At 64.7% G+C, this 22,473-nt stretch carries 18 protein-coding genes; 14 read left to right on the forward strand and 4 right to left on the reverse strand.

Annotated features, from left to right (window positions below):
• Complete coding sequence (locus ACHAC9_RS19765; protein WP_435762535.1) at window positions 1–1,074, reverse strand: diguanylate cyclase domain-containing protein; 1,074 nt, start codon at window positions 1,072–1,074, stop codon at window positions 1–3.
• Between the two features lie 265 nt (window positions 1,075–1,339).
• Between ACHAC9_RS19765 and ACHAC9_RS19770 the strand changes: the two genes are divergently transcribed.
• The 3 genes from ACHAC9_RS19770 to ACHAC9_RS19780 all read left to right on the forward strand — a co-directional run bounded on the left by ACHAC9_RS19770 (window position 1,340) and on the right by ACHAC9_RS19780 (window position 5,671).
• Window positions 1,340–3,826, forward strand: a complete 2,487-nt coding sequence (locus ACHAC9_RS19770; protein WP_435762537.1) for a ligase-associated DNA damage response DEXH box helicase — start codon at window positions 1,340–1,342, stop codon at window positions 3,824–3,826.
• On the forward strand, window positions 3,823–4,473 hold the full coding sequence (gene pdeM, locus ACHAC9_RS19775; RefSeq protein ID WP_435762539.1) for a ligase-associated DNA damage response endonuclease PdeM: 651 nt from the start codon (window positions 3,823–3,825) through the stop codon (window positions 4,471–4,473). The genes ACHAC9_RS19770 and pdeM overlap by 4 nt, the downstream gene beginning before the upstream one ends.
• Before the next feature lie 82 nt (window positions 4,474–4,555).
• Window positions 4,556–5,671: a glycine zipper 2TM domain-containing protein gene (locus tag ACHAC9_RS19780; protein ID WP_435762541.1), complete on the forward strand. Its 1,116-nt coding sequence runs from the start codon at window positions 4,556–4,558 to the stop codon at window positions 5,669–5,671.
• Window positions 5,672–5,802: 131 nt separating this feature from the next.
• Here ACHAC9_RS19780 and ACHAC9_RS19785 read toward each other — a convergent pair whose 3' ends face one another.
• The 3 genes from ACHAC9_RS19785 to ACHAC9_RS19795 form a co-directional block, all read right to left on the reverse strand.
• Window positions 5,803–6,600, reverse strand: a complete 798-nt coding sequence (locus ACHAC9_RS19785) for a Crp/Fnr family transcriptional regulator (RefSeq protein WP_435762704.1) — start codon at window positions 6,598–6,600, stop codon at window positions 5,803–5,805.
• A gap of 545 nt (window positions 6,601–7,145) precedes the next feature.
• Complete coding sequence (locus ACHAC9_RS19790; RefSeq protein WP_435762543.1) at window positions 7,146–7,790, reverse strand: response regulator; 645 nt, start codon at window positions 7,788–7,790, stop codon at window positions 7,146–7,148.
• A 76-nt stretch (window positions 7,791–7,866) separates the two neighbouring features.
• Entirely contained in the window at window positions 7,867–8,334 is a 468-nt protein-coding gene (locus ACHAC9_RS19795; protein ID WP_435762545.1) for a universal stress protein, read from the reverse strand.
• Between the two features lie 387 nt (window positions 8,335–8,721).
• Between ACHAC9_RS19795 and ACHAC9_RS19800 the strand changes: the two genes are divergently transcribed.
• The 11 genes from ACHAC9_RS19800 (at window position 8,722) to trpB (ending at window position 22,416) form a co-directional block, all read left to right on the forward strand.
• Window positions 8,722–9,606, forward strand: coding sequence for a protein phosphatase CheZ (locus ACHAC9_RS19800; RefSeq protein ID WP_435762547.1), 885 nt, complete (start codon window positions 8,722–8,724; stop codon window positions 9,604–9,606).
• Window positions 9,606–11,480, forward strand: coding sequence for a chemotaxis protein CheA (locus ACHAC9_RS19805; RefSeq protein ID WP_435762549.1), 1,875 nt, complete (start codon window positions 9,606–9,608; stop codon window positions 11,478–11,480). Before ACHAC9_RS19800 ends, ACHAC9_RS19805 begins: the two co-directional genes overlap by 1 nt.
• Window positions 11,481–11,708: 228 nt before the next feature.
• Complete coding sequence (leuC, locus tag ACHAC9_RS19810) at window positions 11,709–13,109, forward strand: 3-isopropylmalate dehydratase large subunit (protein ID WP_435762551.1); 1,401 nt, start codon at window positions 11,709–11,711, stop codon at window positions 13,107–13,109.
• A 28-nt stretch (window positions 13,110–13,137) separates the two neighbouring features.
• Window positions 13,138–13,260 (forward strand): entericidin A/B family lipoprotein, encoded by a 123-nt coding sequence (locus ACHAC9_RS19815; protein ID WP_435762553.1) that lies wholly within the window; start codon window positions 13,138–13,140, stop codon window positions 13,258–13,260.
• A 32-nt stretch (window positions 13,261–13,292) separates the two neighbouring features.
• Complete coding sequence (leuD, locus tag ACHAC9_RS19820) at window positions 13,293–13,940, forward strand: 3-isopropylmalate dehydratase small subunit (RefSeq protein ID WP_435762555.1); 648 nt, start codon at window positions 13,293–13,295, stop codon at window positions 13,938–13,940.
• Window positions 13,941–13,949: 9 nt separating this feature from the next.
• Window positions 13,950–15,023, forward strand: a complete 1,074-nt coding sequence (leuB, locus tag ACHAC9_RS19825) for a 3-isopropylmalate dehydrogenase (protein WP_435762557.1) — start codon at window positions 13,950–13,952, stop codon at window positions 15,021–15,023.
• A 26-nt stretch (window positions 15,024–15,049) separates the two neighbouring features.
• Window positions 15,050–16,177 (forward strand): aspartate-semialdehyde dehydrogenase, encoded by a 1,128-nt coding sequence (gene asd / locus ACHAC9_RS19830; protein ID WP_435762559.1) that lies wholly within the window; start codon window positions 15,050–15,052, stop codon window positions 16,175–16,177.
• A gap of 333 nt (window positions 16,178–16,510) precedes the next feature.
• Window positions 16,511–19,645 (forward strand): FimV/HubP family polar landmark protein, encoded by a 3,135-nt coding sequence (locus ACHAC9_RS19835; RefSeq protein WP_435762561.1) that lies wholly within the window; start codon window positions 16,511–16,513, stop codon window positions 19,643–19,645.
• 8 nt (window positions 19,646–19,653) lie between these two features.
• Complete coding sequence (truA, locus tag ACHAC9_RS19840; protein ID WP_435762706.1) at window positions 19,654–20,451, forward strand: tRNA pseudouridine(38-40) synthase TruA; 798 nt, start codon at window positions 19,654–19,656, stop codon at window positions 20,449–20,451.
• 11 nt (window positions 20,452–20,462) lie between these two features.
• A complete protein-coding gene (locus tag ACHAC9_RS19845) occupies window positions 20,463–21,188 on the forward strand; it encodes a phosphoribosylanthranilate isomerase (RefSeq protein ID WP_435762563.1) in 726 nt (241 codons plus the stop codon).
• On the forward strand, window positions 21,139–22,416 hold the full coding sequence (gene trpB / locus ACHAC9_RS19850; protein ID WP_435762565.1) for a tryptophan synthase subunit beta: 1,278 nt from the start codon (window positions 21,139–21,141) through the stop codon (window positions 22,414–22,416). The genes ACHAC9_RS19845 and trpB overlap by 50 nt, the downstream gene beginning before the upstream one ends.
• Window positions 22,417–22,473: the final 57 nt, after the last annotated feature.

Here is a 22,473-nt window from a genome sequence, read left to right on the forward strand (position 1 = left end):
TTAATGCAGGCGGCTGCGCTTCTGGACATACATCTGTTCGTCGGCCAGCAGCACATAGTCCGACAGCGTCTGTTCGCCGCGGGGATCGCACTGTACCACTCCTGCACTCATCGACAGGTCGTATGAATGTTCCTGCATCAGGTTGAACGCATGCAGGTTGGCGCGGATGCGCTCGAGAATCACGTCGGGCTGCTCGTCGTCGAGGGTATAGGCGACGAATTCGTCTCCGCCGAGACGTGCCACGACGTCCGTCTGGCGAAAGGACTGGCGAAACACCATCCCGGCGTCGCGGATCAGGCCATCGCCGCTGTCGTGCCCAAGGTCGTCATTGACGCGCTTGAGGCCATCGATGTCGGCGAAGATCACCGCACTTTTCGCGCGCTTGCGGCGCGACACCTTGAGCAGACGCTCTGCCTGCACGAAGAAGCCGCGCCGGTTGTACAAGCCGGTCAGCACGTCGATCAGCGACAGCATGCGCATTTCGGATGTCGCTTCATCCCGTTGTGCCAGTTCCGCAGCATGGGTAACAGACGTGGTCGCAATGAGCGCGGACTGGTTCGATACGAGCCGTTCCAGCGAGCTGCACGCCTCGATCTTGCCCAGCGCCGCGGCGGCGAGCTCCAGGATCATGGAGAGTGTTCGTTTATGCCCATCGAGCTGCGCGGGGGGCAGGTCGTGGTCCCAGGCAACGGCGAGGGCGGCGATCGCGGCATGCGCAGGCACGGCGAGGGTAAGCGTGCGCATGCCGACGTCTTCGCACAGGCCGTGGCCCTGCGTGTTGCCGGCAGCGGGACGATCCACGTCCGACATCAGGGCCATGCCCGCTGCATACAGGGGATGCTCGGTGCCGGTGGGCTGCAGGCCGCCACGCGCATCGAACGCGGCGATTTCCAGCCGCTCGCCGCGCAGGAGCAGCAAGGCCGAGTCGGAGCGGATCATGTCGACCACGGTCCGGCCGACCAATAGCAGCGAACTGTTCACCTCGTCGCTCTGGAAGAGTTCGCGTGCGAGGGTCAGCAGTACACGCAACTGGGCCGCGTCAAGTGGCGGCGCATTCATCGTGCTGTTCGCCATCGTCAAGGCCCTCCGCTGTCAGTTGCTGTCCGGGCGGCAGAATGACGATACTCGCATGCTCCCGGTTTATCTAGCACTTTCTGGCGCGTGCCGGGCACTGAGGCCGGCGCCGCCTGACGATCTCATTTGGTAGACTGGATCGGATGAGATCCAAAGCTGGCTTGACTTTTTCGAACGTAGGTAACGATGGGGCACGAACGTTGAACCGCAATAAATTCGAAGGCATCCGCATCCGGCTGCTGCAGTACGACGGCCGGGATACCCCATGCGCCGGTTCGCCGGCTGCCCCCGGCGCATGAGCGGTCCGACCCAAAAAGCCATCAAGGAGTGGTTCGCGTCGCGCGGCTGGAAGGCCTTCCCATTTCAAAAGGAAGTATGGAAGGCTGCGTTGTCAGGCCAGTCCGGCCTGCTGCACGCGAACACGGGTGCCGGTAAAACCTATGCGGTCTGGCTCGCGGCCCTGCAGCGCGGCGCGCTCGCCAAGGGACGGATGAGCGGCTTGCGCGTGCTGTGGATCACGCCGATGCGCGCACTGGCCGCCGATACCCAGCGCGCGCTGGAAGAATCGGCGGCGGTGCTGGCGCCCGACTGGACGGTCGGCGCGCGCACCGGCGACACCGGTTCAGCCGAGCGCGCGCGCCAGTCGCGCAGCTGGCCCTCGTGCTTGATCACGACGCCGGAAAGCCTGTCGCTGCTGCTCAGCCACGCGGCCGCCGCCGAGCAGTTCAAGCATCTCGACATGATCATCATCGACGAGTGGCACGAACTGATGGGCAGCAAACGCGGGGTGCAGGTGCAGCTGGCGCTGGCACGCCTGCGTCACTGGCGCCCAGGCCTCGTGATCTGGGGCGTGTCGGCGACGATGGGCGACCTCGACCTGGCGCGCCAGGTACTGCTGGGCGAGACGCCCGGCGTGCTGGTCGAAGGCGACACCAAGAAGCAGATCGTCGTCGATTCGCTGATCCCGAAGGACGTGTCGCGCTTTCCCTGGGGCGGGCACCTGGGCCTGCAGATGTTGCAACCCGTGATCGACGAGATCGAGCATTACGAGGCGACCCTGGTGTTTACGAATACCCGTTCGCAGTCCGAGATCTGGTATCAGAACATCCTGGAGGCGCGCCCCGACTGGGCCGGCGTGATCGCGCTGCACCACGGTTCGCTCGCGCGCGAGGTGCGCGACTGGGTCGAAATGGGGCTGAAGAAGGGCGAGCTGAAGGCGGTGATCTGCACCGCCAGCCTCGATTTGGGCGTGGACTTCCTGCCGGTCGAGCGGGTGCTGCAGATCGGCAGCGCGAAAGGCATCGCGCGCCTGCTGCAGCGGGCCGGACGCAGCGGCCACGCGCCGGGACGGGTCTCGCGCGTCACGCTGGTGCCGACCAACAGCATGGAAATCCTGGAGGCAGCCGGCGCCAAGGTGGCGGTGGCCGCGCGCCGCATCGAGGGCCGGTATGTGCCGAACAAGCCGTTCGACGTGCTGGTGCAGCACATGGTGACCGTCGCCCTGGGCGGCGGCTTTCGCTCCGAGGCGTTTTACCACGAAGTGCGGGGCGCCTGGTCGTACCGCACGCTGAGCGAGGACGAATGGCAGTGGGCGCTCGATTTCGTCGCGCGCGGCGGCCAGAGCCTGACCGTGTATCCGGAATACCGGCGCGTGCTGCCGGACGAGGAGGGCATCTATCGCGTTCCCGATGCCGCCATCGGCCGGCGGCACCGGATGGGTATCGGCACCATCGTCTCCGACGCCACGATCCAGATCAAGTACATGAGCGGCGGGCGCATCGGCAGCATGGAAGAGTCGTTCATCTCGCGCCTGAAGCAGGGCGACCACTTCCTGTTCGGCGGGCGCATCCTCGAATTCATCCGGGTCCACGAAATGACGGCGTTCGTGAAGCGCGCCACGGGAAACCGCGGGGCGATCGCGCGCTGGCAGGGCGCGAAGATGCCGATGTCGTCCGAGCTCGCCCACGCGACGCTCGAGCAGCTGCGCCAGGCGGACGAGGGGCGCTTCGAGGGGCCGGAGATGCAGGCGATCCGGCCGCTGCTCGAGATCCAGGAGAAATGGTCGGCGCTGCCGACGCTCGACACGCTGGTGCTGGAATCGCTCAAGAGCCGCGAGGGTTATCACCTGTTCGTCTATCCGTTCGCAGGGCGTTCGGTGCACATGGGGCTGGCCTCGCTGTTCGCCTACCGCATCGGCCGGCGCCAGCCGATCACCTTTTCGATCGCGATCAACGACTATGGTTTCGAGCTGATGGCGCCCGAACCGGTCGATTGGGAACGCGAATTCATGGGCGCGACCGGGCTGGACGTGGGACTGTTCGACACCGAGCACCTGCTCGAGGATGTGCTCGACAGCCTGAACGCGACCCAGCTGTCGCAGCAGCGCTTTCGCGAAGTGGCGCGTATTGCCGGGCTGGTGTTCCAGGGCTATCCGGGACAGCCGAAATCGAACCGCCAGGTGCAGGCGTCTTCGTCGCTGTTCTTCGAGGTCTTCCGCAAGCATGACGCCGGCAACCTGCTGCTCACGCAAGCACAGCGCGAAGTGCTCGAGCAGGAACTGGAATTGACCCGCCTGCGCGATACGCTGGCCGAACTCCATGCACGCAAAGTGGCGTATCGTGTCGTGAAACGCGCGACGCCCTTTGGTTTCGCGTTGATGGTCGAGCGCTTCCGCGAGAAGGTGAGTACTGAAAAATTGAATGACCGTGTTGCGCGCATGCTGCGCGAACTGGAGAAGGCTGCTGCTGTATGACGATGTCGGTTGTTGAGGTGGCGGGCGAGCGCTTGCTGCTGTTGCCGGAAAAGGCCGTGTTCTGGCCGGCGGAAAAAATGCTGATCATCGCCGACATCCACTTCGGCAAGGCGGCCTCGTTCCGCGCGCTCGGTATCCCCGTGCCGCGCGGCACCACCACCGAAAATCTCCTCGGGCTCGATGCCCTCGTCAAACAGCATGGCGCCGAGCACGTCGTCTTCCTCGGTGACTTCCTGCACGCGCGCGCAGCGCATGCATCGAGCACCCAGCAGGCGATGCTGGCCTGGCGCGACAGCCGGCGCGACCTGCGCCTGACCCTGGTGCGCGGCAACCACGACAAGCATGCGGGCGACCCGGCGGCCGTACTCGGCATCGAGCTGGTCGACGAGCCGCACATGGTCGGGCCGTTCGCGTTTTGTCACCATCCCGACCTCGACACGGGCGGCTACGCCCTGGCCGGCCATATCCACCCGGCCTGGGTGCTGGCAACGCGCTTCGATTCACTGCGCCTGCCGTGTTTTGTGGTCGGCAGCGAGCGCATGATTCTGCCATCCTTCGGCTCGTTCACGGGTGGTCACGTCGTCACGCGCGCGGCGGGCGACGCCATTTTCGTTACCTCAGGCGAGGCCGTGCACAGCGTTCGTTAGCGCACGGATTTCTTCATGGCATTGGCGTACTGTGTAAGTACGCCAAGAACAACTGTTCGGCCCACCTTTGAGGAGACACACCATGAAACTTCGCCATACCCTATGCGTTACGCTGACTGCGCTGATGCCGCTGTGCTCCCTGACGCTGGCACCGACTGTGGCGCATGCGCAACAATATGAGCGCGACAATCGCTCAGGCCCCGCCATCCGTGGCTTCAACGTCGAGGAAGTACGGCGCCTGGCGCCTGGTGTCGAACTGCATTTCGACTTGTACGGCACGCCCGGCGGCAACGCGACCCTGCGGATCGATGGCGCCACGCGCAATCTGAACCTGACGGAAACCGAACCCGGCCAGTACGTCGGCACCTACACGATCGGCACGCGTGACCGCATCACGAATGCCAGCGCCGTCACCGCTAACCTGCGCGTGGGCAACCGCGTGGCGACCGATGTGCTGAGCGAATCGGTCGTGCGCACCGGTGCGCCGCGCCCGAATCGCCGTGGCGACCTGGCCGCGATGCCGCGCATCGAACGTTTCGAAGTGCGCGCCAGCGATGAGCTTGCCCCTGGGAACGATCTCGGCTTCACCGTCTTCGGCACGCCCGGCGCCCGCGTCGAGCTGACGATGGTCGGCGCGCGTGGGGTGTTCTTCCTGCCGGAAGTGCGTCCAGGCGAATATTCGGCTGACTACACCATCCGCCGCAGCGACCGCATCGCCCCGGACAGTCGCGTGACGGCGACGATCCGTGCGAACGGCCGCTTCACGACGCAGGTGCTGGGCCGTCCACTGCTGGCCGGCGGGCCGCGTACGGTGGCTGCGCCCGTCGCAACGGCGGCGCCGCGCACCGCGCGCTATTGCACCAACTGCGCGACCGTGGAAGCGGTGAACGTGGTGGAAGTCAGCGGCGGGGGCAATTACCTCGGCACGGTAGGCGGCGCGGTCGTCGGCGGCCTGCTGGGCAACCAGGTCGGCAGCGGCAGCGGTCGCAAGGTGGCGACGGTGGCCGGCGCCGTGGGTGGCGCGATGGTGGGAAACAACATCGAGCGTAACCAGCGCGGCGCATCGCAGCGCTATGAGGTGGTCGTGCGCTATGCAGGCAATGGGGCGACGCAGACGCTGCAGTACGAGAACGATCCGGGCTTCCGGGCCGGCGATGCCGTGCGGGTGAATAACGGCGTGCTGTCGCGCGATCAATAAAACAGGTTGATCCCACCGGGTAGCCCAACCCGGTGGCGCACATTAAAACGGCTCCGACATACTGGTCTCGCGAAGAAACCATCATGTCGGAGCCGTTTTTCTTCGCCCCGCACCAGGGCGAATCAAGGACGTCACGCCGTTGCGAGAACTTGATCGTCTCCCGCTGCATCGAGCTCGGCCTTCTGCTTGGCGCCGGCCGCCTTGGTGCGCGAGCGCGACGGTGGCAGGCGGCGCAGGGTTTTCAGGGCTTCCGCATCCTTGATGCCGATCGTGCGCTGGTCGACCGTGATCAGGCCGATCTCGTTGAAGGCCGACAGCGTGCGGCTCACCGTTTCGAGCGTCAGGCCCAGGTAGCTGCCGATCTCGTGGCGCGTCATGCGCAGGTTGAACAGCTTGCTCGAGTAGCCCATGGCGGCGAAACGGTCGGCCAGCGAGACCAGGAAGCGGGCCACGCGTGCTTCGGCGGAGAGGGCGCCGAGCATGCCGATCATGGCCTGTTCGCGCACCAGTTCGCGGCTCATCACGCCGTACATCAGGTTTTCCAGCTCCATGTGCACACGGCCGAGGGCGGTAAGCTTCTTGAACGGCAGCAGGATCAGGTCGCAGTCGGACAAGGCGACTGCCTCGGAAGCGTAGTGGCGGGTGTGGATGCCGTCGACGCCGAGCATGTCGCCCTTCATCGGGAAGCTCAGCACCTGCTCGTTGCCGAACTCGTCGATCAGCACCGTTTTCAGGAAGCCGGAGTTGACGATGTACAGCGTATCGAAGGCCTGGCCGATGGTGTGGACGCGCTGGCCGGTCTTGAACTGCACGTGCTGGAACAGCAATTCTTCGGAATTGATCGAGACGGCGGCCGGGATGTGCAGCAGGTCGCAGACTTCTTTCAGGTTGGACCACAAACGGCCCTGGCGTTGGCGTCCAGCTTCCATTGGCGTGGAGTGCATGGTCGACGAGGCATTGCGTGGATCTGGCGTTGGCTGGGACTGCATGCTCTTCTCCGGTGAAGAAATCTTCTGGTGCGGCCCGGGTCTGGGGCCACTACCGGGTGCTTCAATAGGATTCATCAAGCGGGAGGCTTGGCTTACGGAGAGAAATTAGATCGCAAGCAAGTCGTTACGCTGAATTCAGTATGCCAACACGAGTCCGGCATTGGTATCAGCAATGGCTGAATGTGTAGGTAGGAGGGGAACTAGTCGTGTAGGAATATTCTTACTTCAGCGGGGCGTCATGGGGTAAGACGTACTGCAACGACTTGCCTTCCAGGTGGCGGCGCTGTCGAAGGGCGTGGCGGGCAAGGCACAAACCTCCACCCGCTGCTGTCAAACACTTTTCGCCCCGGAGCGGGGCGCTTTCGAAGCAACTACGAGCGCCTAACAAAACCTTCAGGGCAAGGCGCGGCGTCGAAAACAGTACGCTTGTACGGCGAGACGCTGCAACGCAGCCATGGAGATTTTGTTAGGCGCTCTCTGGCGCTTCAGGCCCTCAAGGGCGCCAGCAGGCGGTGCGCAACGGCGTACTGCACCATCTCCGACAGCGAGGTCATGCCCATCTTTTGCATGATGCGCGTCTTGTGGGTGCTGACGGTTTTTACCGACAGATGCAGGTTGTTCGCGATCTCGGTAATCGACTTGCCGCCCACCAGCAGCGAAAACACCTCGAATTCGCGGTCCGACAACTGTTTGTGCAGCAACTGTTCGTTTGGCGCCATGATATTCAGGGCCAGCTGCTCGGCCACTTCGGTACTGATATAGGGGCGGCCCGAGGCCACCTTGCGAATTGCGCCGACCAGCTGGGTGCCCGCGCTTTCTTTCGTCAGGTAGCCCTGGGCGCCGGCGCGGATCGCGCGCACCGCGTACTGTTCCTCTTCGTGCATGGTGAGGATCAGGATGGCCAGCTTCGGTGCCTCGCTGCGCACCTGGCGGATCAGGTCGACGCCGCTGCGCCCGGGCATCGACAGGTCGAGCAGCAGCAGGTCGAAACCGCCCTGGCGCACCAGCGACAGCACCTCGAAGCCGTTGGTTGCCTCGCCGACGATCTCGACGTCGAGGGCCCCGTCGAGGATACGCTTGAGTCCCTCGCGCATGATCGTATGATCATCTGCAATGACGATTCTTATCATGGATGTATCTCCCCGCGCCACGGCGCACCGTGGCTGCTCCATACAATGCACGCTGTGCGGCGTGCCGGCGCCGGCATCAGGCTGAGGCTGGCTCGTTGATCAGCCGGTGCACCAGCACTGGCTTGGTAGTATGCGACAACACTTTATTCGTGACGCTGCCCAGCAGGATCTGGCCCCAGCCGCTACGCCCGTGCGAGCCCATGAAGATCAGGTCACACGCTTCCTGCTCGGCGACGTCGACGATCTTCAGGGCGGTGGCGTCCGAAAACGCCGTCATGCAGCTGTGCTTGAGCCCGGCCTGTTCGCTCGAACGCATGATCTTGACCATGTAGTCTTCGCCGGTGCCCCGCATTTGTGCGATGTAGTCCTCCTCGCTCGGGTAGGAAGGAGGAATGATCTCGACGTACACGGGATACTGATATTCCGGTGCGACGAACAGGGCCAGCACCTCGGCCCCCATCTGGTGCGCGAACTTCACGCCGGCACAGGCAGTGTGCTGTGAGACGGCGGAACCGTCGGTCGTAATCAAAATTTTTCGGTACATGATGAGCCCCCCTTGATACGCATGCCATTGTGGCCGCAGCTCTGGTGTTCCGGGCTTGTGATGGCGCAAGCTGTTGACTTTGGTCAAACACGGGCTCGCCTCGCCGGGACGCTTCGAAAAACGGTGCACAATCGACGCGACCACAAAAACAACACCTGACTTGCGAAAATATTCAGGAACTGCATGGTTTTATTGTCGCGGAATTAAGAATCCTTGTCCATTTCGGCGTATTGCTTTTTCGGAGATTTACCTACGGCAACTACGCTGCTACACTCGCTTACGACTTTTGGGGCTTCCAGCGACTGCATGACGCGCGCGGAAGTTCGCACCCACCGGACCGACGCACGCAACAATGCGATACATTCATCTTATGGAGAAGCAGGGACTATGACCGACGCCGCCGACGATTTCGACGCCTTATTCGAGGAAGTGGCAGCCCAGCGAGCCAGCGCGCCGGCCCCCGCCGCCGCTCCTGCCGCAGCGGCCGCGCCGGCACCTGCCGCCGCCGCCGAAGATGACCTGGACGCCCTGTTCGACCAGGTTGCCTCCGCCCGCCCGGCTGAGCCGGCCACCGAAAGCACTTCCGGCAACCCGGCTGTCGTGGCGACAGCCGCCTTGGCCAGCGTCGCCGTGGCATCCGTTGCCGCCAGCGAGGGCCCCGAGGGCGACAAGAACATGTACGAACGCCTGGGCGGCATCGTGCGCCTGTTGCACGACTCGCTCCGCGAACTCGGCTACGACCGCGCGCTGACCGAGGCGTCCTCGCAGATCACCGATGCCCAGGACCGCCTGGAATACGTCGCCACGCTGACCGAGCAGGCCGCGAACAAGGTTTTGAATACCTTGGACGAAGGCATGCCGGCGCAGGACAAGCTGTCCAAGCAAGCGCAGGACATGTCGGGCCGCTGGGACGCCTTGTTCGCAGGCAAGCTGAGCCTGGACGAGTTCAAGGCCCTGGCGGGCGACTCGCGCCAGTTCTCACAAGCCGTGTCGGAAGCAACCGAGGCCGAAAAGGCGCGCCTGCTTGAAATCATGATGGCCCAGGACTTCCAGGACATCACCGGTCAGCTGATCAAGAAAGTCGTCTCGATCACCAAGACCGTGGAAAACGAGCTGGCCCAGCTGCTGCGCGATAACGCACCGCCTGAAACGCGCGCCAAGCTGGCTGAAAAAGAAGCTGCGCCAGTGCAATTGATGTCGGGCCCTTCCGTGCCGGAAGCGGCGCTGGACCAGGATAACGTCGACGACCTACTTGCCGATCTGGGATTCTAATGGACGAGATGCTGAAGGACTTCGTCGTCGAGGCGTTGGATCTGGCAGTCAACGTTGAAGAGCACCTCCTGCGCCTCGAACGCGATCCGCAGAACAAGGAGACGCTCAATGCAGTGTTTCGTTCGTTCCACACGATCAAGGGCGGAGCCGGCTTCATGGGCCTGCCTGCGCTGGTCGCGGCCTGCCACCTGACCGAAAATCTGTTCGACGCACTGCGCACCGGCGCCGCGCCGGTCACGCCACTGTCGATCGAAGCCGCGCTGCAGGCATCGGGTTTTGTTGCCGACCAGTTGAACGACCTGAACAACGGCGCCACGCCGGACCAGCTCGCGCCGATGCCGCAGGACCTCGAACGGATCCTGACGGATGCGATCGAAGGCAAGGCGCAAGCCGCTCCTGCCGCCGTGCCCGCACTTGTAGCCTGCGCTCCGGTTGCCGCAGCTGCGCCTGCCGCAGCGGCTGTCGGCGAAGACGGACTCGACTGGCCTGCGATGTACAACGCCGTGGTGCCGGCCAGCTTCGCGATTGCGACGACCCCGGCGCCTGCTGCGCCTGCAGCCGCGCCGGCCGCCGCCCAGCCTGCCGCAACGCCGGTTGCCCAGACTGAAGTCGCTGCCGCGCCTGCCGCCAGGCCGGGCTGGGACGGCGTCGACCGCCGCAACGAAGCCAAGCCCGTCGCCACTGCGCCGGCCAAGGACGAAAGCATCCGTATCGATGCCGTGAAACTCGACGCGCTGCTGGAAGTGGCCGGCGAATCGGTGCAGGCCGCCAACCAGGCTGCCGTGCTGCTCGAACGCCTGTCGCAGTTCAAGTTCGAAGGCCAGGCCGCCACCCTGATGGCGACGCTGACCGAAACGCTGGAACGCGCGTCGCGCTATTCGGCCGAACTGCAGCGCGCCACGCTGGCCACCCGCATGCAGCCGGTGGGACGCCTGTTCCAGAAGTTCCCGCGCCTGGTACGCGAACTGGCGAAAGACCTGGGCAAGGATGTCGAACTGACCATCGAAGGCGCCGAGACCGAAGTCGACCGCGTCGTCGTGGACAGCTTGTACGATCCGCTGGTGCACATGCTGCGTAACGCGCTCGACCACGGTGTCGAATCGCCGCAAGAGCGTGTCGCCGCGGGTAAGCCTGCCAAGGCCTTCATCCTGCTGAAAGCCTGGCAGGAAGCCAACAGCGTCATGATCGTGCTGCAGGACGACGGCAAGGGCATGGACCCGATCAAGCTGCGTCGCAAGGCCATCGACAAGGGCCTGATCGGCGAAAACGGCGCCCAGAGCGACGAAGACGCGTATCAACTCGTGTTCCTGCCGGGCTTCTCGACCAAGGAAGTCGCTTCCTCGGTCTCGGGCCGCGGCGTCGGCATGGACGTCGTGAAAACGGCGGTGGAAAAGAACCGCGGCGCGATCCGCATCGATTCCTCGCTCGGCCACGGCACCAAGTTCGCGATCCGCCTGCCGATCGAACTGTCGATCGTGCCGACGATGCTGGTCTCCACCTCGGGCGCCTCGCTGGCGCTGCCGATGGCGGTCGTCGAGCGTGTCGTCGAACTGCCGGAAACCTTCTCGATGGTCGGCGGCGCCCCGGTGCTGAAAGACCAGGGCCGTCCGCTGCCGGTACGCTCGCTGGCCGGCTCGCTTGGCTACGAAGAGGCGCCGGAACGCGTCGGCATCGTCATCAACGCCCCGCAGCCTTATATCCTGGCGGTGGAAGCGGTCGATGGCACGGCCGATCTCGTGATCAAGCCGATGACGGCGCTGACCGTCGAAGGCATCACCGGTACCGCCCGTTCAGCCGAGGGCGAACTGGTGCTGGTGGTGGGCCTGTCCTTCCTGATGGATGGTTGCCGCGGCACGGTGCGTATCGCCGCATAAATGCACTGAACGAGTGAAAAAGGGCAGAATGAGCCCTTGCAATAAAAGCCTGCGCATCCCATGCGCAGGCTTTTGTTATTTGCACGCATGGATCAGATTGCAAATCTTGTTTGCCTGGGATGATATTTATTGGCAGAAACGTGCAAAATGACCCAGCTTCTGCCGCAGTGCACAATTATGGCATAATCAAAATCCCCCATTCCAGCGGCCGGTTCGACAGGACACAGCATGTTAAAAACGCTCTACGACAAACTCTGGGAAGCGCACGTCGTGCGTGCCGATGCAGACGGCACGACGGTGCTCTACATCGACCGCCACCTGGTGCATGAAGTGACCAGTCCGCAAGCCTTCGACGGCCTGCGCGAAGCCAACCGGGGACTCTGGCGCACCTCGGCCAACCTGGCCGTGGCCGACCACAACGTGCCGACCACCGACCGCCGCGAAGGCATCGCGGACCCGACCTCGCGCCTGCAGGTCGAGACGCTCGACGCGAATGCCAGGAGCTTCGGGCTCACCTACTTCAACATGAACGACAAGCGCCAGGGCATCGTCCACGTGATCGGGCCGGAGCAGGGCGCGACCCTGCCGGGCATGACGGTGGTCTGTGGCGACTCGCATACGTCCACCCACGGCGCCTTCGGTTGCCTGGCGCATGGCATCGGCACGTCCGAAGTCGAGCACGTGCTGGCGACGCAGACGCTGCTGGCCAAAAAGTCGAAAGCGATGCTGGTGCAGGTCGACGGCGCCTTGCCGGTCGGCGTGACGGCGAAGGACATCGTGCTGGCCGTGATCGGACGCATCGGCACCGCTGGCGGCACGGGTTACGCCATCGAATTCGGCGGTTCCACGATCCGCGCGCTGTCGATGGAAGGGCGCATGACGGTCTGTAACATGGCGATCGAGGCCGGTGCGCGCGCCGGCATGGTGGCGGTCGACGACACCACGATCGACTACGTCAAGGGGCGTCCATATTCGCCAAGCGGTCCGCACTGGGAGCAGGCAGTGAGCTACTGGCGCACGCTGCAGTCCGACCCGGGCGCGAAATTCGACATGGTCGTCACGCTCGACGCGACGCAGATCCGCCCGCAAGTCACCTGGGGCACCTCGCCGGAGATGGTCACCTCGATCGATGGCCGCGTGCCCGATCCCGAGCAGGAACAGGATCCCGTGCGGCGCGACGCCATGGAAAAGGCGCTGGTCTACATGGCCTTGACGCCGAACACGCCGATCGAGAACATCCGCATCGACAAGGTCTTCATCGGCTCGTGCACGAATTCGCGGATCGAGGATCTGCGCGCCGCGGCAAGCGTGGTGCGCGGCCGCCAGCGCGCCTCGAACGTCAAGCTGGCGATGGTCGTGCCGGGTTCGGGCCTGGTCAAAGAACAGGCCGAACGCGAAGGGCTCGACCAGATCTTCAAGGCCGCCGGCTTCGAATGGCGCGAGCCGGGCTGCTCGATGTGCCTGGCGATGAACGCCGACCGCCTGGAGCCGGGCGAACGCTGCGCCTCGACCTCGAACCGCAATTTCGAAGGACGGCAGGGGCAGGGCGGACGCACCCACCTGGTCTCACCGGCGATGGCTGCCGCGGCCGGCATCGCGGGCCACTTCGTCGACGTACGCACACTCTGAACAATCAACGCCAACCCACAGGACCATCATGAAAAAAGTATTCGCCCTTTCCCTCGTCGCCCTCGTCCTCGCGGGCTGCAACACGATCTCCGGCGTGGGCCGCGACGTGCAGAAGGTTGGCCAGGTCGTCACCGGCGCCGGCGGCAAGTAAGTCATTTGCATCAAACGAAGCGGAACGAGGACATGGACAAATTCACCGTACACGAAGGGCTGGTGGCGCCGCTCGACCGCGCCAATGTCGACACCGACGCCATCATCCCGAAGCAGTTCCTGAAATCGATCCGGCGCACCGGCTTCGGTCCGAACCTGTTCGACGAGTGGCGCTACCTCGACCACGGCGAGCCGGGCCGTGACAACACGCACCGCCCATTGAACCCGGACTTCGTGCTGAACCAGCCGCGCTATGCGGGCGCTTCGATCCTCCTGACGCGCAAGAACTTCGGCTGCGGCTCCTCGCGCGAGCATGCGCCGTGGGCGCTGCAGCAGTACGGCTTCCGGGCGATCGTCGCGCCGAGCTTCGCCGACATCTTTTTCAATAACTGCTACAAGAGCGGCTTGCTGCCGATCGTGCTGGCGGAAAGCGCCGTCGAGCAGCTGTTCGACGAAGTCAAGGCGGGCAGCGGTTTCAAGCTCGTGGTCGACCTGGAAAACCAGGTGCTGCGCAGCGCTGACGGTCGCATCGGCTTCGAATTCGCGATCGACGACTTCCGCAAATTCTGCCTGATGGGCGGCCTGGACGACATCGGCCTGACTTTGCGTCACGCCGACGAGATCCGCGCTTTCGAGGAACGCCACCTGGCACGCCAGCCCTGGCTGGCCAACGTGATCTAGCGAGCGCACATGAAAAAAATCGCAATCCTGCCGGGCGACGGCATCGGCCCCGAAATCATGGCGCAAGCCGTGCGCGTGCTGGACGCACTCGGCGAATCGTTCGAGATGGAGCGCGCGGAAGTGGGCGGCGCGGGTTTTGCCGCGCACGGCCATCCGCTGCCGGAATCGACCTTGAAGCTCGCGAAAGAGGCGGACGCCGTGCTGTTCGGCGCCGTCGGCGACTATCAATACGACACGCTCGAGCGCGCGCTGCGTCCCGAGCAGGCGATCCTCGGATTGCGCAAGGAGCTCGGCCTGTTCGCCAACCTGCGTCCGGCGATCCTGTATCCGGAGCTGGCCGGTGCCTCGACGCTCAAGCCCGAAGTCGTGTCGGGACTCGACATCCTGATCATCCGTGAGCTGACCGGCGACATCTATTTCGGCAAGCCGCGCGGCGTGCGCGAGTGTCCCGATGGCCCTTTCAAAGGCCAGCGCGAAGGCTTCGACACGATGCGCTATGCCGAAGGCGAGATCCGCCGTATCGCGCACGTCGCCTTCCAGGCGGCGCAAAAACGCGATCGACGCGTGACCAGCGTCGACAAGGCGAACGTGCTGGAGACATTCCAGTTCTGGCGCGATGTCGTGACCGACGTGCACAAGCAATACCCGGACATCGAACTCGAACACATGTATGTCGATAACGCGGCGATGCAGCTGGTGCGCGCGCCAAAGAAATTCGACGTCATCGTCACCGGCAACATGTTCGGCGACATCCTGTCGGATGCGGCCGCGATGCTGACCGGCTCGATCGGCATGCTGCCCTCGGCCTCGCTCGATGCCGACAACAAGGGCCTGTACGAGCCGTCGCATGGATCGGCGCCGGACATCGCGGGCAAGGGCATCGCGAATCCGCTGGCGACGATATTGTCCGCCGCGATGATGCTGCGCTACTCGCTCGGCAAGCCTGAACAGGCCGAGCGCATCGAAGCGGCAGTCAAGCGCGTCCTCCAGCAAGGATTGCGCACACCGGATATATTCGAGGATGGCACGCAGCGCGTCAGTACCGAACAAATGGGCGACGCGGTGGTGCGGGCGCTCGGGTAAATCTTCAAAAAATCAAAGGGATGATGATGAAAGCAGTAGGTCTGGTAGGTTGGCGCGGCATGGTGGGTTCGGTCCTGATGCAGCGCATGCAGGATGAAGGCGATTTCGACCACATCGAGCCGGTGTTCTTCACGACCTCGAACGCGGGCGGTACGGCGCCCAAGATGGCGAAGAACGAAACCACCCTGAAGAGCGCGCACGACATCGCCGCGTTGTCGAAGTGCGAAATCATCATCTCTTGCCAGGGCGGCGACTACACGAGCGAGGTCTTCCCGCAGCTGAGGGCAAGCGGCTGGAACGGCTACTGGATCGACGCCGCCTCGACCCTGCGCATGAACGACGACGCCGTCATCGTGCTCGACCCGGTGAACCTCGACGTCATCAAGAACGCGCTGTCGCGCGGCGTGAAGAATTACGTCGGCGGCAACTGCACCGTGTCCTGCATGCTGATGGGCCTGGGCGGCCTGTTCGAGCAGGGCCTGGTCGAGTGGATGACTTCCATGACCTACCAGGCAGCCTCCGGCGGCGGCGCCCAGCACATGCGCGAACTGCTGACCCAGTTCGGAACGATCAATTCCGCGGTCAAACCGCTGCTCGACGACCCGGCCTCGGCCATCCTCGAGATCGACCGCACGGTGCTGGCGACCCAGCATGGCTTGTCAGGCGACGAAACGAAGCAGTTCGGCGTGCCGCTGGCGGGCAACCTGATCCCGTGGATCGACAAGGACCTGGGCAATGGCCAGTCGAAGGAAGAGTGGAAGGCCGGCGCCGAGACCAACAAGATCCTGGGCCGCGGCGAAGGTTTCGGCACTGGCGCGATTCCGGTCGACGGCCTGTGCGTGCGCATCGGCGCGATGCGCTGCCACTCGCAGGCCTTGACCATCAAGATGACGAAGGATGTGCCGCTCGATGAAATCAACGACATCATCGCTTCGCACAATCAATGGGTGAAGGTGGTGCCGAATACGCGCGAAGCGTCGATGCGCGACCTGTCGCCGGCAGCCGTCACCGGCAGCCTGACGATTCCTGTCGGGCGTCTTCGCAAGATGTCGATGGGTCCTGAGTACCTGTCGGCGTTCACGGTGGGCGACCAGCTGCTCTGGGGTGCGGCCGAGCCGCTGCGGCGCATGCTGCGCATCGTGCTGGAGAAGTAAGAACAAACGCCGCGATCATCGCGGCGTTTGTTTTTCGAACTGCGGTCCGCCAACGGCGCGTGCGCTCGCCAACGCTGTTGCATATACTCTTGCCGATCCGACCAGACCTGTTACCACCCCGATAATTCCGCACCACCCGTGACGATATCGAAACGTCATCGATCACTCATCCATCCCACAGATTGACACCCCTACGCCCCGCAGAGCTTGCATGCTCCAGTGCATGATGATATGTTGAGACCTCCGGGAAACCGTCCTTTCCCTCCTGCCAACCATCTCGCATCATCCAACTCTATGCCACTGAACCGCCGCCCTCAGATCATGTCGTCCGCGTTGAAAACGCTTACCGCCGCGGTCGCCAGTGCAGTGCTGTTGTCTTCGGTGGCCAGCGCAGCGGGACTGGGCAAGCTGACCGTCCTCTCGGCCCTGGGCCAGCCGCTGCGCGCCGAGATTGAACTGACTGCCGTCTCGCCTGACGAAGCGTCGAACCTGGTCGCGAAACTCGCGAGCGCGGACGCCTACCGCGCCGCCAACGTCGAATTCAATCCGGCCCTGCTGTCGCTGCGTTTCGCGGTCGAGCAGCGTGGTGGGCGCCAGTTCGTGCGCATCACCTCGCCGCAGCCGCTGAACGAGCCCTTCGTCGACCTGCTGATGGAGCTGTCCTGGAACAACGGACGCCTGGTACGCGAATACACCTTCCTGCTCGACCCGGCCGAGTTGCGCAACACGCAATCGGCGCAGGTCGCGCCGGCAGCGCGTCCTGCACGCGGCACGGCCGCGGCGCCGGCGCCAGGCGAGGCCGCGGAGCCGGCAGCGCGTCCACAGCGCGGCGCGCGCGCCGAAGACAGCGCAGGCGAACCGGCAGCCCGCACGACCGCCGCGTCGCGCTACCGCGTCAAGGCCGGCGACACGCTCGGCCGCATTGCCGGCAAGCTGAAACCGGTCGACGTCTCGCTCGACATGATGCTGGTCGCGCTGTACCGCGCCAACCCCGACGCCTTCATCGGCAACAACATGAACCGCCTGAAGTCCGGCCAGATCCTGTCGGTGCCAGGCGCCGATGGCCTGCGCGGACTCGAGGCGGGCGAGGCGCACGGCACGGTGGTGGCGCACGCGGCCGACTTCAACGCCTACCGCGCCAAGCTGGCCGGCCAGGTCGCCACCAGCGCCCCGGCGCGCGAAGCGGGAGCAGGGCAGAGCGCGACCGGCCGCATCACGTCCAGGGTAGAGGAACGCCCGACCGCCGCCAATGAATCGCAAGACCAGCTGCGCCTGTCGAAAGCGTCGCCAAGCCGCCCGGGCAGCGGCGCCGCGACCGCCAACGCCGAAGATGTGGTGGCCAAGGAAAAAGAACTGGCGGACGCCCAAACCCGGGTCAAGGAGCTGGAAAAGAACGTCAACGAACTCGAGCAGCTGATCACGGTCAAGAGCCAGACCGGCGCGACGGCCACCGGGCGCGCCGATACACCGGCGGCCGGCGCTGCAGCACCGGCAGCACCGGCAGCACCGGCAGCACCGGCAGCCCCGCTGGTCGTGGCCCAGGCCGAGACCGAACCGAAGCCTGCGCCGAAGATCAAGACCGCGCCAAAGTCAGTCGCCACGCTCACCCCGGCGCCAGCCGACACGAGCCTGGCCGACACGCTGATGGACAACATCCTGAACCTGGCCGCGGGCGCCGCCGTGCTGCTGCTGGCCGCGTTCGCCCTGTCGCGCCGCCGCAAGCAGAAAGTGGACGCACAGGCCACGCCGAACCCGCCGACCATCCTCGGCAGCGCGGCCCAGCCGGCGCCGGCGATGTTCGCCGAGACCGGTGGCCAGAGCGTCGATACCCACGACAGCGTCTTCAATTCCAGCTTCGCGCCGTCGGCCAGCCAGTTGGATACCAACGAAGTCGATCCGCTGGCCGAGGCCGAGCTGTACCTTGCCTATAACTTCGACACCCAGGCCGAGGACATCCTCAAGGAAGCATTGCGCCAGGACCCGTATCGCCATCCGGTGCGCCTGAAACTGCTCGAGATCTATGCGGCGCGCAAGGACGTGCGCGCCTTCGAAACCCAGGCGACCGAGCTGTACAGCCTCTCCGGCGGCAAGGGCGACGAGTGGGCGCAAGCTGCCGTGCTCGGCCATACGCTGGACCCGGCCAATCCGATGTACGCCCAGGCCGCCGGCCTGCAGGGCGCGGCACTGGCAACCGGTGCCGCAGTAGCGGGCGCCGGTCTTGCCGCCTCCACGCTGGCGAACGATGCCGGTCCGCAGACGATGCTGTCGCAACAGCTCGAACAAGCCTTCCGCAGCCGCGACCCGTCGCCGGAGATGATCGAGCCCACTTCGACCGTCGACGCCGTCACCGGCGCGCCGCTGGGCAGCGATGTCGACCTGGGCAGCCTGGGCCTGGACAGCGACGCCACCGCGCTGCCGTTGGCCGGGGCCTACCAGATTGACGCCAGGGCTGACGACAACCTTCTCGATTTCGACCTGGGCGGCCTGAGCTTCGAGCCGGTCGCCGCCACCGGCACCGCCAACGCCGTGCACGACGACGCGACCGCCGTGCCCGACTTGCAGTTCGACATGGAGCCATTCGCGCCGCTCGAGTCCCCGACGGGCACGTCCCCGACGGGCACGTCCCCGACGGGCACGTCCCCCACGGGCACCCCGACTGTCGCCGACAGCGAAAGCCTGGACGATCTTGCCTTCGACATGAATTTCGACGCGCCGGCAGCAGGCGCGCCAGGCGTCAACCCGGTCCATGACGAGGACGATGCCTTTGTCCTCGATCTGTCGAAGAGCGGTCCGAACTCCGACATCGACATGGCCCAGCTGGCGCGCGAATTTGAACTGAGCGAACCGAGCGACCTGCCGCAGCTGCCGGACGCGCCAGCCGCGGCGCCGGTGTCGGACCTGAAGGATCCGCTGTTCGATCTCGACGCCATGGACTTCGGCCTGACCGACACCACCCCGGTGACTCCGGTGGGCGCGCGCCAGGAACCGGTGTTCGATTTCGGCTCGACCGACTTCGACCTGACCCCGCCGGGCGCTGAGTCCTACGCGCAGGAAACGCATGCGCCGACAGCGAGCCCTGCTGTAGAGAAGGACCCGCTGTTCGATCTCGACATGATGGACTTCGGCCAGCCGGCCGCGCCCGCCGCACCGCAGGACGATCCGTTCGCACAGGATGAGGTGCTGGCGATCCCGAATCCGGGCACCCCGGTGCCGCGCTTCGACCTCTCGAGCATGGACCTCGACCTGCCGGCCCACGACTTTACGTTGACCGAGCCCGAGACGCACACCGGCGCCGCGGTCGAGCTGACCGCGGCCCAGATGGAAATGGAAACCAAGCTCGACCTCGCGATCGCCTACCAGGAGATCGGCGACAAGGAAGGCGCGCGCGAATTGCTCGACGAAGTCATCAAGGGCGGCAACATCGAACAGTCCAGCCGCGCCAGCGCCATGCGTGCGCAGTTGGCGTGACCCGTCGCGTGAGGCGGATCGCACTCGGACTCCAGTACGTCGGCACCGGCTGGAATGGATACCAAAAACAGCCTTGCCGTCACACCATCCAGGATGCCCTCGAGATCGCGCTCGAGAAGTTCGGCCGCACGACCTTGTCGACCACCTGCGCCGGTCGCACCGACGCCGGTGTCCATGCCATCGAACAGGTGGTGCACTTCGATACCGAACTCGACCGGCCGATGCCGAGCTGGGTGCGCGGCACGAATACCTTCCTGCCCGATTCGATCGCCGTGCGCTGGGCCAGTGAAGTGCCGCCCGACCTCGACGGCCAGGATTTCCATGCGCGCTACTCGGCGCGTTCGCGTACCTATCACTACGTCCTGTACAACAACGCCCAGCCCTCGGCGCTGCTGGCCGGACGCGCCGGCTGGGTGTTCCGTCCGCTCGATGTCGAGCGCATGCAGGCCGCTGCCCGCCACCTGATCGGCCTGCACGACTTTTCATCATTCCGTGCGGCAAGCTGCCAGGCGAATACGCCGATCAAGGACATGCAGGAAATCACGATCGAGCGACGCGGCGACATCATCGTCTTCACCGTACGCGCCAGCGCCTTCCTGCACCACATGGTGCGCAACCTGGTGGGCGCGCTGGTGTATGTCGGCCTCGGGCGCCATGAGCCTGACTGGATGGCCCAGGTGCTGACGGCACGCAACCGCGACGCCGCCGCACCGACCTTCATGCCCGACGGCCTGTACTTCGCGAAAATCGATTACGATCCGAGGTGGGGACTGCCGCAGGAGGCGGTCTCGCCCCTGCCTTTTTGAGGTTGTTCGACATGCACCGTACCCGAATCAAGATCTGCGGCATCACGCGCGCAGAAGACCTGCACGCGGCCGTATCGACCGGCGCCGACGCGCTCGGCTTCGTGTTCTACCCGAAGAGTCCGCGTTATGTTTCTCCGGCTCAGTTCGCACAACTGGCCATGGCCTTGCCACCGTATGTCAGCTCGGTCGCCCTGTTCGTCAACGCCGGCCTGGAAGAGGTCAGGGCGGTGGTCGAGGCGGGCCAGGTGGCATTGCTGCAATTCCACGGCGACGAGACAATGGAAGACTGCGCGCGCATCGCGCACGCCGTGAAACGCCCCTTCGTCCACGCCTACCGGGTCAAGCCGGACACGACGCAGCGTGAGCTGCTAGAATGCGAACTCGCATACCGCGCCGCCAGTCCCTGGTTCTCGAGCCTTCTGCTCGATACCTATGTGGATGCCTACGGTGGTGCTGGAAAGGTCTTCGATTGGTCTCTTATCCCAAAAGAGCTCGCGCCTCGGGTCGTTTTGAGTGGTGGCTTGAGCGTTCAAAACGCGACTAGCGCAGTCGCACGCGTACGCCCCTGGGCCGTCGACATCAGCAGTGGTGTCGAGGCATCCAAGGGGATCAAGGACGCCCGCAAGATCGCCGATTTCATCGCCGCGGTGCGGGCAGCCGATGCCACCATTGAAAGCGAGTACCCCCATGAAAGAATTACAGGAAGCAGCCCTGGAGATCCAGGAAGCCGCCGCTGAGCGCGCTGTCGGCGCGCTGTACCAGACCGTCGATTATCAATTTCCCGATGCGAAAGGCCACTTCGGCCCGTATGGCGGCGCGTTCGTCGCCGAGACGCTGACCCATGCACTGGCCGAGCTGAACGAAGCCTACGCACGCTACTCGCATGATCCCGAATTCCTCGAGGAATTCCGTTATGAGCTGGCGCATTTCGTCGGCCGTCCGTCGCCCGTCTACCACGCCAAGCGCTGGTCGGAACTCGCCGGCGGCGCGCAGGTGTTCTTCAAGCGCGAAGACCTGAACCACACCGGCGCGCACAAGATCAACAACGTGATCGGCCAGGCCTTGCTGGCGCGCCGCATGGGCAAGCCACGCATCATCGCCGAAACCGGCGCCGGCCAGCATGGCGTGGCCACCGCCACCATCTGCGCCCGCTTTGGCCTCGAGTGCGTGGTCTACATGGGCAGCGAGGACGTCAAGCGCCAGGCCCAGAACGTCTACCGCATGAAGCTGCTGGGGGCGACCGTCGTTCCCGTCGAGTCCGGCAGCAAGACCCTGAAGGACGCGCTCAACGAAGCGATGCGCGACTGGGTCACGAACATCGAAAATACCTTCTACATTATCGGCACCGTCGCCGGCCCCCATCCGTATCCGATGATGGTGCGCGATTTCCAGTCCGTGATCGGCGAGGAATGCCTGGTGCAGATGCCGGAAATGACCGGACGCCAGCCCGACTACGTGCTGGCCTGTATTGGCGGCGGCTCGAATGCAATGGGTATCTTTTACCCGTATATCGACCAGGCCGGCGTGAGGCTGATCGGCGTCGAGGCCGCGGGCGAGGGACTCGATTCCGGCAAGCATTCGGCCTCGCTGACGCTGGGCTTCCCGGGTGTATTGCATGGGAACCGGACATACTTGCTGCAGGATGCGAACGGCCAGATCATCGAGACCCATTCGGTCTCGGCCGGCCTGGATTACCCGGGCGTCGGTCCCGAGCATGCGTGGCTGAAGGATTCGGCGCGCGCCGAGTATGTGTCGATCACCGACGATGAGGCGCTGCAGGCCTTCCACGATTGCTGCCGCATCGAGGGCATTATCCCGGCGCTCGAATCCGCGCACGCGATCGCCTACGCGTTCAAACTGGCGGCCACGCTGCCAAAGGACCAGCTGCTGCTGGTGAATTTGTCGGGGCGCGGGGACAAGGACATGCACACGGTGGCGCAGCGCATGGGGCTCGATTTCAGCTGACCCCTTGCCCGCACACGTTCGACGAACGTGTGCGCACCTGACTGCCACCGCCAACTG

This window comes from Massilia sp. CMS3.1, assembly GCF_051262535.1.
In the GTDB taxonomy this organism is placed as follows: Bacteria; Pseudomonadota; Gammaproteobacteria; order Burkholderiales; family Burkholderiaceae_D; genus Telluria.